Origin of the sequence: Streptomyces flavofungini (assembly GCF_030388665.1) — a bacterium.
Classification (GTDB): domain Bacteria; phylum Actinomycetota; class Actinomycetes; order Streptomycetales; family Streptomycetaceae; genus Streptomyces; species Streptomyces flavofungini_A.
In genome coordinates this window covers 9,104,456-9,114,702 of record NZ_CP128846.1, presented here as the reverse complement: position 1 = coordinate 9,114,702, position 10,247 = coordinate 9,104,456, and the positions used below count along the sequence as shown (strand labels likewise).

General features: G+C 64.7%; 8 protein-coding genes and 1 pseudogene. 4 read left to right on the top strand and 5 right to left on the bottom strand.

Annotated elements, in window-relative coordinates; all coding sequences use genetic code 11:
* Positions 1-271: 271 nt before the first annotated feature.
* Positions 272-847 carry a transcriptional regulator gene (locus QUY26_RS39545; RefSeq protein ID WP_289955344.1) on the bottom strand — a complete coding sequence of 192 codons (576 nt, stop codon included), beginning with the start codon at positions 845-847 and terminating at the stop codon, positions 272-274.
* Between the two features lie 241 nt (positions 848-1,088).
* Between QUY26_RS39545 and QUY26_RS39540 the strand changes: the two genes are divergently transcribed.
* On the top strand, positions 1,089-1,859 hold the full coding sequence (locus QUY26_RS39540; RefSeq protein ID WP_289943021.1) for a transposase family protein: 771 nt from the start codon (positions 1,089-1,091) through the stop codon (positions 1,857-1,859).
* Between the two features lie 129 nt (positions 1,860-1,988).
* A protein-coding gene (locus QUY26_RS39535) for an IS5 family transposase (protein WP_436840471.1) occupies positions 1,989-2,818 on the top strand; the annotation gives its coding sequence in 2 pieces (ribosomal slippage) (positions 1,989-2,315 and positions 2,318-2,818; 828 coding nt in all).
* Between the two features lie 5 nt (positions 2,819-2,823).
* Here the strand turns inward: QUY26_RS39535 and QUY26_RS39530 are convergent.
* Positions 2,824-3,207 carry a hypothetical protein gene (locus QUY26_RS39530; protein WP_289943023.1) on the bottom strand — a complete coding sequence of 128 codons (384 nt, stop codon included), beginning with the start codon at positions 3,205-3,207 and terminating at the stop codon, positions 2,824-2,826.
* 113 nt (positions 3,208-3,320) lie between these two features.
* Between QUY26_RS39530 and QUY26_RS41070 the strand changes: the two genes are divergently transcribed.
* Together QUY26_RS41070 and QUY26_RS39525 are read left to right on the top strand one after the other, a co-directional pair.
* Positions 3,321-4,292: a DEAD/DEAH box helicase family protein gene (locus QUY26_RS41070; RefSeq protein WP_354670744.1), complete on the top strand. Its 972-nt coding sequence runs from the start codon at positions 3,321-3,323 to the stop codon at positions 4,290-4,292.
* Positions 4,293-4,537: 245 nt separating this feature from the next.
* Complete coding sequence (locus QUY26_RS39525; RefSeq protein WP_289943024.1) at positions 4,538-4,846, top strand: hypothetical protein; 309 nt, start codon at positions 4,538-4,540, stop codon at positions 4,844-4,846.
* Positions 4,847-5,074: 228 nt separating this feature from the next.
* On the opposite strand, the gene ltrA is transcribed toward QUY26_RS39525, so the two are convergent.
* The 3 genes and pseudogenes from ltrA to QUY26_RS39510 form a co-directional block, all read right to left on the bottom strand.
* Complete coding sequence (gene ltrA, locus QUY26_RS39520) at positions 5,075-6,844, bottom strand: group II intron reverse transcriptase/maturase (protein WP_289943025.1); 1,770 nt, start codon at positions 6,842-6,844, stop codon at positions 5,075-5,077.
* A 647-nt stretch (positions 6,845-7,491) separates the two neighbouring features.
* Positions 7,492-7,992, bottom strand: a pseudogene (locus QUY26_RS39515) (transposase); the annotation flags it as partial.
* A 77-nt stretch (positions 7,993-8,069) separates the two neighbouring features.
* Positions 8,070-9,896 (bottom strand): reverse transcriptase/maturase family protein, encoded by a 1,827-nt coding sequence (locus QUY26_RS39510; protein ID WP_289943026.1) that lies wholly within the window; start codon positions 9,894-9,896, stop codon positions 8,070-8,072.
* Between the last annotated feature and the right edge of the window lie 351 nt (positions 9,897-10,247).

Sequence of the window (10,247 nt, the reverse complement as noted above, 5' to 3'; positions counted from 1 at the left end):
CGCAGACACGACGCGCCGCCGCTACGCGGCGGAAGGGAGCAGCGCTCCGCGCTGCTCGGTCAGCCCCTCCGGGCTGACGGCCGGTCAACTCCGTTGCCCGGCAGCCGAATCGCTCCGCGATTCGGCACGGAATTCGCTCCGCGAATTCCTGGAGCTGGCTACGAGGGCGGGTGGGGCTGCCGGTTTTTCGGCTCTCCTCCGCTTATGGGATCGCTGATGCTCTTTCAGGTTTGGAATTCGACATCCCGGGACTGAGATATCGAATTTAGTGTCATGCTGCGAACCCGATATTGGTGACGTTCTCGTACTGTCCCCATTGTGAGCCCAGGTCGACCACCGCGTCATTCACCCACGCGTCGTCCAGGGCCGCGTCGTTACCGGTGCTCCAGGCATCGACGATGCGGTCCCAGTGGCGGACGTTGAGGGTGCGGAAGTCCACGACCCGCTGGCGGGGGCGGCTGACACGGGACTGGTTGAGGGGGTGGAACTCCACCCGGGTGCCGCGGCCTTCGCGGTTGAGACGACTGGTCAGGTACCGGGCCACGTTACGACGGCGGACCGTGCGGTAGGCCGTCTCGATGTGCTGCAGGTTCTGCTTGGAGGGGCTGCGCTTGCCGGCCAGCCATGCCTTCAGGGTCCGGTCGGTGACGGTCAGGCCGGCCGCGCGGGCTGCTTCGCGGGCGTGGGGGGTGCGGGTGAGGTAGTGCAGACGGGCCATCAGGCCACGGCGCGCGGTAATGGGGGTGGCGATGAATCCAGCGAGTCGGTCGAGCTGCCGGGCGACAGCCTCGTGGCCCTTGATGCCGTGGGCGCCGTATTTGCCGAACTCGTTCGTCCTTTCCGGCACTTTCCCCTCCTCTCGTCACCATAATCGCTTGGTTACACACTACCGTAATTCCCGTTGCTGTGCAGTGAGTTGACGGCTTTCTCGCGGGCTTCTTTTTCGTCGGAATTCTTGGGGTGGCGATTGGGGTGTGCGTTCGGTTGCTCGCTAGGCCGGGAAGGGGTGTCCCGCATCCGGGAGACGGCGCCCGGCGTGGCGGTCTAAAGCCTGTTGCAGAAGGCTGCGAACTGGGCATTTTCTCAGTATGGCCGGGGTGTTGAGGGCTGAGGCGTTGTGGGTGGAGACGTTCACTGGGCTGCGGATGGGTGCTTTCCAGCGGCTGCTGAAGGTGGTTCGTGAACGGGGCGGCAACGGTACCGGGATGGGGCGCCCGTGGTGTCTGCCGTTGGATGAGCGGGTGCTGCTGGTGGCGGTGTACTACCGCACGAATCTGACAATGCGGCAGATGGCGCCGCTCTTCGGCGTTTCGCCCGCGACGGTCTGCCGGGTGATCCAGAAGCTCGGTCCGCTGCTGACGGTGGAGCCCGTCACCCGTCCCTCGGATGCGGTGGACCGGCTGTGGATCGTGGACGGCACGCTCATTCCGGTCCGCGACCGCACTGTTGCCGCTTCCTCGCGCAACTACAGGTTCTCGGCGAACGTGCAGGTCATCATTGATGCCGACACCCGCCTGGTGGTGGCCACCGCCCGGCCGGCCCCGGGCAACAAGGCCGATGCGCAGGTCTGGCGGAGTTCTGGGCTGGCCCGGCACTGCGACGGCGTCACCGTGCTGGGCGACGGCGCCTATGTGAACACCGGCCTGATCGTCCCGCACCGCAAACGCCAGCGACGGCCGCTCCTTTCGGGCGAGGAGGCCGACAACGCCGAACACCGCAGAGTCCGCGCCCGCATCGAGCACACCTTCGCCGCGATGAAGAACTACAAGATCCTCCGCGACTGCCGGCAACGGGGCCATGGCCTCCACCACGCTGTCCGAGCCGTCGCCCACATGCACAACCTCGCCCTGGCAACGTGATCAGAACCACCACAGAACCGGCCCTGACCTGTCCGAACACAGCCTTCTGCAACAGGCTTTAGAGCCTGTCTCTTTGACCGATTGGTCAGTTGATCGGATGTGTCCGTCCGGTTAGTGATCACTGATGCGATGTGGGACCGGATCGAGCCGTTGATGCCGGCCGATCCGGCCCGCGGTCGGCGGTGGGCCGATCACCGCCGAACCCTGGAGGCCATCGCGTGGAAGTACCGCACCTGCTCGCCCTGGCGGGACCTGCCCGACGAGCTCGGCTCGTTCCAGACCGCCCACAAACGGCTGCTCAGGTGGGCCGCGGACGGCACCTGGGAACGCATCCTTGCCGCGGTCCTGGCAGCAGCCGACGACGCTGACGACATCGGCTGGACCGTGTCGGTGGACTCCACCGTCTGCCGGGCTCACCAGCATTCCGCCGGCCCCAGGAAAAAGGGGTGCCAGGCCGGGCCGAACCCGACGACCACGCGCTCGGACGCTCCCGCGGCGGCCTGAGCACGAAGGTCCATCTCGCCAGTGACGCCCGTGCACGGCCCCTTGCCCTCCGCGTCACCGCAGGCCAGGCGGGCGACGCCCCGGCCTTCGAGACCGTCATGGCCGCCGTCCGCGTTCCGCGAAGCGGCCCTGGACGACCGAGGACCCGCCCCGATGCCGTCCTCGCGGACCGCGCGTACTCATCCCGCGCGATCCGAAGTCACTTCCGCCAACGCGGAATCCGCGCTGTCATCCCCCAGCCCTCCGACCAGATCGGCCACCGGCTGCGGCGAGGCAGTACCGGAGGCCGACCGCCCGCCTTCGACGCCGAGGCATACAAGCAGCGCAACTCAGTCGAACGCTGCATCAACCGGCTCAAGCAATGGCGCGGCCTGGCCATGCGGACCGACAAGCTCGCCATCGCCTACCAGGCCGCACTCCACCTCGCCGCGATCCTCATCTGGGCACGGCGATAGCCCGCTCAGCGATCGACCACCCAACGTGCGTCCGCAGGCCAAGAGCCCATGCCAACGATGTGCTCCACGAGCCTGAATGCCTCACGGATGGGGACGGTGTCCTCATCCGGATACTCGTCGCCCTGCCCGTTGGAGAGGACGAACCCGTCGCTCGACCCCGCAGTTCCGGGGTCCACGGCATGCTCGCCGGGATCTCCCTCGCCTTCAAGCAGCACCACCATCGCTCGCTGGGCATTCGTCACGAAGGCCAGCAACCGTCCTGACGAACTGGTCAGCCACGTCTCAAGCCGGCCGCTGTCGATCTTCGACCGAAGAGCCTCCACCACCTCCGCCGACGACACAGGGACAGGGCTGTCGTCATTGATCACCCAAGACTCGATCACGAGCACGACGATCTCACGGACCGATCCAAGAGACAGGCCCTAGGTTGTCACAGGAGGAAGTTGGTTGGGTGTTCGGCTGATCCACTGGCACCCCTGCAGAGCACCCCCAGGAGCTGATCGTGAAGGTGGATGCGGACGTCCGGTCGGAGGCCGAGCTCTCCGCGTTCTACGCCCACCAGGACGACGCGGTCACTGCCATCATGCGGATCTACACCCCCTCCCCCAGGGCTCGCCGTCCGCGGTTCCGGGCCCAGCTGCACATGGCGCCCGGGCTGGGCAAGACGCGGGTGGCCGCGCGCGTCGCGGACCTGGTCGCCGGGCAGGGGTCGCTGCTGACGGTCGTACCCACACGGACGCTCCTCGAGCAGACCCACCACGTCCTGCGCGCGGCCGGGCGTAGCGGGCCGGTGATCGCGGTGTACTCCCCACGGGGTGCCGCCTTGGCGGGCGAGCCGGGGGGGGCGGGTGTCGACGGATCCACGGGTGGTGGTGTGGCACGCGAACGCCTGTGCCGCCCAGGGCGGCCGGTTCACGGTGTTGGCGACGTACGCGAGCGTGGAGAACTCGCTGATCGCCGGGCACCGGCTGAGTATGGAGCGGGACGGGGCGCGGCCGCTGCCGGAGTGGGACCTGCTGGTGTACGACGAGTCCCACCACACCGAAACCTCCCAGGTCTGGGGTCGCGTCAACGAGCAGCACCTCGTGCCCGCCCGCCACCGGCTGACGAAGCGCGGCTGCGCGAGCTCGTCGCGGCGCGGGGGCGGGCGGACGCGGGAGTGCGGGCGGAGCTACTCACGGCGTCGCTGGGAGCGGTGCTGCGGGCCGCGGGACGCGTGGGGTGCCAGGCGGCTGCTGGCCTACCACTCCACCGTGGCCGGAGCCCGAGCGGCCGCGGCATCACTGCCCCAGCTCGCACGGGTCCTGCACGGTCAGGGGACGTCGGCGCCGCGGCGGGTGTGGGCGGTGGCCTTGCACGAAGGCACCCCGGCCCGGGAGCGGCAGCGGGTCCTGAAGGCGCTGGCGGCGGGCACGGATCTTCGGGGGCGGCCGGTGGACTTGGCCGTGGTCTGTTCCGTGCGGCTGCTGAGTAGGTGTTTTTCAACCCGGTGCAGTGGGCCCCTCTGCGCCTCTGTGTCGACATACTCTCTATGTGGACCCAGGAGTAGCGGCAGTCCTTGGAGCTGGAATCGGTGTGGGAGGCGCCGCCCTCACGGCCCTGGCGACCGCGTGGGCCGTGCGATGGCAGACCCGTTTCCATGCAAGCGCCACTCATAAGCAGTGGCGGCGTGAAGCGCGCCGAGATGCTTACATCGGTGTCATATCGGCTGGGCGCACCATGTCCTGGAACACCGGGAGATTGAGGGATGAACTCACCAGCGACGAACGCGCCGAGGTCCTTTCTGCGGCGTCTCGGGCACGATCAGATCTGCTTCAGGCCGCGCAACTGGTTGGACTCGAAGGTCCCGAACGTCTCGTTGAGGCTCTTCACCCAACTATCAGGCTCTCCTGGGAGATAATCCGCGCTGCTCAGGACGTTACCGAGCCCAGGCGTGAGAGGACCCTGGACGAGATTCATCCTGACTTCGCAAAGGCACTCGCTGAGTTCCGCGTTGCAGCGCGCCACGCTCTCGACGCTGATGAGTGACGAGAACGCATGTCTTGGGGAACACCACAGGTCAGCGGGTCGCCGAAGGATTCCTGGTCCACTGGCTGGTGCGGGTGTTTTTGCGGGTGAGGCGCCTGGTCATCATGGTGATGAGTGCCCAGTTCAGGTGGGCTTCGGAGTGCTGTGGCAGCCGTGTCGGGTAGCGGGGACACATTGCTGCGTCCCCGCCCCCTCAGAACCGTGCGAGCGTCTCTCGACGCACACGGCTCAAGCAGGCCGCGAGGGCTGGCACAGCTCTCTCCGGTGATCACCAGCGTGATGCTGCTGGTGGCAGGCTGTGTGTCGGAGTTCCAAGTTCTTCATCTCGTCGGAGCCACCCGCACGCCGGTAGACGACGTGGTGCACGTTGAGCGCACGCGAGGATGCCGAGAACCAGTTCACCCAGTCGTGAACGTCATCTGGTTGATACTCGGCTCCCTCGATCAGGTCCAGACCGCATCCGGCACAGAGGCCACGTTGTCGTGCGGCCAGCGTCAGGACAAGCCTGCGTTCGGTCGACGGCAACTTCCTTTTCCTGATCCTCTGTTGCCAGTAGTCCTGCATCGCAGGGTCGTCCTTTGAAGCATTGGATCGAACCGCCACGTGCCGGATGATGCGCGTCCATTTGAACTTGTGGAGATAGTACTGGCCGGAGCCAAATACCCACGTGTCCTTACTCCTAGGCCGGTACTGACCCCAATAGTGCCTGCGGATCCATACACGGCCTTGATTCTGGTGTTCCCGGACTGCCCACCTCCACAGGATGATGAACATGTACCGGTCCAGACTGCTGAAGGTTTCGGATGCGCAGGACCCGCGGTAGTAGGTGGACCATCCCTTGACGAGAGGGCCCAGCTCGGCAATTAGCGCCTTGGCCGGTGCACCTCTCCTGGATCGGACGGTTTCCCTGATCTTCCCTCGGACCCTCCGCACGGCATCCTGGCTCGGCCGAGCGAAGACCTTCCCATCGCGATACCGGCGGAAGTGGAAACCTAAGAAGTCAAAACCTTCGTCGAGGTGAACCACCCGGGTCTTTTCCTCGTTGAAGGTGAGCCCTCTGGGGAGCATCCAATCCGCCAGTTCGTCCCGGATCCTCACCGCTTCTTCCTTCGTGTGGCAGAGCACAACGAAGTCATCGGCATACCTGACCAGTACCGGAGTTCCCATGACGGACCTCTGGACTCCATCCCTGAAGGATTCAGTCCGGACTCCGGCTGCCTTCTCCATCCCGTGGAGAGCGATGTTCAGCAGCAGGGGGCTAACTACTCCACCCTGCGGGGTTCCTTCCTCGGTCCGAGAAAATCGCCCGTCCTCCATCACTCCGGCCTTGAGCCAGGCATGGACAAGTTTCCTAGCGGGGAACTGTCCGATGACTGACATCAGGTGATCGTGGTTGATGCGGTCGAAGGCGGATGCCAGATCCGCGTCGAGAACCCACAGGCGCCGCGCCTTTCGCTTCGCGGTGACACTGTGGATCGTCTCCATCGCGTCCTGGCATCCACGTCCGGGGCGGAAGCCGTAACTCCTGCCGTCGAACCTGGCTTCCCACTCGGGTTCCAGAGCGTTCTTGACCCGCGCCTGGTGGACGCGGTCCTTGATCACCGGGATGCCGAGCGGCCGCTTCTTCCCGTTCGCCTTGGGGATGTACACACGTTTCACCGGCTTGGCCCTGAGACCTGACTCGGCATCAATATGACGAGTCAGACGTCCTCTCTCCAATGGAGTGAGAGCCCTCTCTCGGTCCACGCCGGAGCTCCTCCTGCCAGAACTCTGCTGCGTCACCCTTCGCACGCTTTGCAGCGTGTTGGAGTGCGAGCGCAACATGAGCTTCTGGAGGTTGCGGACCTTCTTTAGGTCCCCTTGCTGTGCCGCCTTGAAGATTCGTTGACGCAGTCTCCTTACTTCGCCATCCACCTTGGCCCAGTCGACCTCATGCCAAGCGGCGGCATCGTCCACGGCTCCGTTCCGGGCGGGGTCGTTCCTGAGATTCGCTCCCACGTTCTTCCCCCCTTGTCTAACTTGTACCGTGGTTCGGGTTGTGCTCGCGGTCTCTTCAAAGGCCCACCTGACCCGCGTGGGCTCCCTTTCGGGTCCGGGCAATGCCCGGTATCCGCCTGGTTATGGCCAGCGGCGGAGAGTTCCGGTCTCTGGCGTTTCCCATGAGCTTTCGCTCCAGCGGCATTCGCTTCTCGGGTCATCCTGTTCCCGCAGCGGAGTTGGGCCTTCGTTACCGTCGGCTTACCGTTTCCGGACCGCTACGGGGTTTCCATGTTCCACTTCCTCAAGTCGCGTCCAGGGAGGGTGCCCTCTATAGCCCGAGGCCGTGGTGACCGCCTCCGGACTTACGAATATCCGAAGCACGTGACGCCTCTCAGCGTCCAGCCTTGTCGTCGCCGATTGCTTGCCACTGCGACGTACGCGTTACGGGCCGTGCATACGAGGGTTCGCGGTATCTCACCCTTCTGGACTTTCCCTGGTCTGTGTACTGCGGTGGCCCGCAGTTTCCTTGGACCTTGTACTCCGGCTCAGCACCACGGCGTTACCGCCATCGCACCCGGAGTCGGGAACCGAATCTGGTCACTATCGGGGCGGGTTCCCTCTCTCCTTTCCTCCCGCCACTTGACAGAAGTGGCTTTCATGTCGCACTCGTAGTCGCGTGCGTTGCGGCGGGCGTTCATGCACCAGCCGATCGTGCGCTCTACTTTCCAACGGCGGGGCAGCACAACGAAGCCCTTGGTGCCTTTGGGTCGGGAGACGATGCGCAGGGAGAGCCAGAGGCGTTCGCGGGCCCAGTCCACGAGGTCGCCGGCGTAGCCGCGGTCGGCCCAGACCTGGGTGATCTGCGGCTGGGTGAGGCGCAGCCGCCAGAACACGTCGCGGGCGGCGTCGCGGTCCTGGATGTCGGCGGGCGTCACCGTGATCATCACCGGTAGGCCGAGTGTGTCCACGGTGATATGTCGTTTGCGGCCGTTGATCTTCTTCGCGGCGTCGTATCCCCGGCTGTTGCGGCCGACGGTGGAGGCTCCCTTGACCGACTGGGAGTCCACGATCAAGGTCACGGGATGGGGGCAACGTCCCTTGCCGGTACGGATTCTCCGGCGGAGCTGGTCACGGATGTAGGTGACGACCCCGGCCCGGTTCCACCTCCAGAGTGAAGTAGGCCGCCGACGAGGTGCCCGTGGTTCGGGTCCTTTTTCGACGGCCCCTTCCCGAACGGTGCGGGCTAGTTTCCCAGCACACCGCTCTCCAGTGAGCGTTTCCGGTAGGAGAAGTTCGCCCGTCCCGCATGGATAGCGACATGACAGGCCCGGCAGACCACCAGGGTCTTTCGCCGTCGCATGGCCATGATGCGAACCCACGTCGGGCGGGCAGGTCGGTCGTCTCGGTTGAGGTCAGCGAGTTTCCGGATGTGGTGGACTTCCACATCCTTGGTGGAATCGCAGATCTCGCACGTGTCTGCCAAGAGCCGTTTCACCAGTTCGTTGCTGCTGAACTGGTTCGGGGTCCAGGGCCTGACGTCGACCAGTTCCGCCGTGCGTTTCCGTTTGAGCGGGATGCCGCCGAAGCGGGCAACCAGTGGCTTCCTCTCGCCACCGCGCTCGACCATGACCTCGAAGCACTTTCGTGGGCCGTCCGGTGAGTCGATGGTCGCCTTGTACTTGCGGGCCATCTTCGTCACGGTCGACTTGTGCTTCGCCGCAAGGGTCTTGAGCATGGACGTTTCCATGACCCACCGAAGGCGGTTCATGCGCCATACGTCCTGGGCGAGGAGATAGTACTGAACGAGTCCCCGGTACTCGGCTTGGTATGTCGCCACGATCGAGAAGTCGCTGTCGTGGAGAAGTACACCTCGCTGATCCGGTTTCCCACCGCTCATGTAGGTAGCACTGCGCTGTCGGATCACCTCGCGTGGCACGAACAGCCCGATGATGCCGCTGGCGGATCGTCGCGGCCCGGTTAGCTTCGTGTCGCATCGCTGGGCTTTCACCTCGTAGCCGAGGAAGTGTGCCGCCTGGCTGGTGGCATGCGTGATCAAGGTCTTGGATTCAGAGAGTTCCAGCCGGAGTTGATTCCTCAAGAACGCTCTGATCCGTTCCTTGATCTCTTCGGCCTCGTGTTTGGGCCCGGCGAACCCGAGGAGCCAGTCATCGGCATATCTGACATACCGAAGGCGTCGATAGCCGGGGTCGTAAGGGTCAGCGCTCGGCAAATTCCGCTTCTGCAACCGTAGTTGCCGCACTGCACTGCGGTCTCCGCGTCGCCTGGCCCAGTACTCCCGGCTCTCAATCCGGTGGTACTCAGGGTGATGCCGTCGTAGCTTGCCCCGGTTGTATTCCGGCAGCAGCTGCTGTTCAACGAATCGATCGAGCCGATCGAGGTAGATGTTCGACAGGATTGGCGAGGCCACTCCGCCCTGCGGTGCCCCGCTGAGCGTGGCGTTCCATCGCCAGTCCTCCAGGTATCCGGCCTTGAGCATGGTCCCGATCAGCCTCAGGAAACGGCCATCGTGGATGGAATCTCCGAGGATCGCGAGCATCACCTCGTGGTCCAGGCTGCCGAAGCAGTCGGAGATGTCGCCCTCGATGAACCATCGTGTTCCGGTCCAGTACCTCACCACGTCCTGTAACGCGGTGTGACAGCCCTTCGTGGGGCGGAATCCGTGGGATCGGTTGGAGAACTGAACGTCGTAGTAAGCCTCCAGAAGGAGACGCACTACCTCGGCGACGAGTTTGTCCGACCATGTTGGCAGGCCGAGCGGGCGCTCCTTCTTTGAGCTTCCTTTCTTGTCGATGTAGACCCGCTTGACAGGCGTCCACCGATACGACTCGGAGCGCAGGGCGCCGATGATCGTGTCGATTTTCACCAGAGACATGCCGTCCGCGGTTTCCCCGGTGGTCCCGGGTGTCATCGCACCGGAGTTCCGGTAGATGCGCCCGTAGGCCATGAGGAACAACTGAGGGTTGAACAGTTGCCGGTAGATCCTCTCCAGCGGCAACCCTTGCTTGCCGCGTTCCCGGATGACGCCCAGCACTGTTTCGGCGCTCTGCATTACGCATACCTCCCGTCGCCGGACGTCGAGTTCACCTGTGCCCCTTCGCCCTGTGACCGGCTTTCCCGGTCTCCCTGGCAGGTCGTCACTCCTGCGACTAATACGGGCACTCCGTCGCCGTAGGGCTCGCGCCCCGTAGGCGATCCCGTGGTACGTCTTCGCTGTACGTATCGAGCACGACGTAGGCCGCCCACTCATCCCCTTGACCGCCCTCACTGGGCGACGCCTCTCACCTTGGAGGTTGCCCGGCCCGCTAATTCAGAGCCCGGTAAGGCGAGAGCATCGGTTTCAGGTGTCGTTCCGATGAGTTTTTACTTGTGCCGCTGGAGATTGGGCTTCAAGCAATCCAGC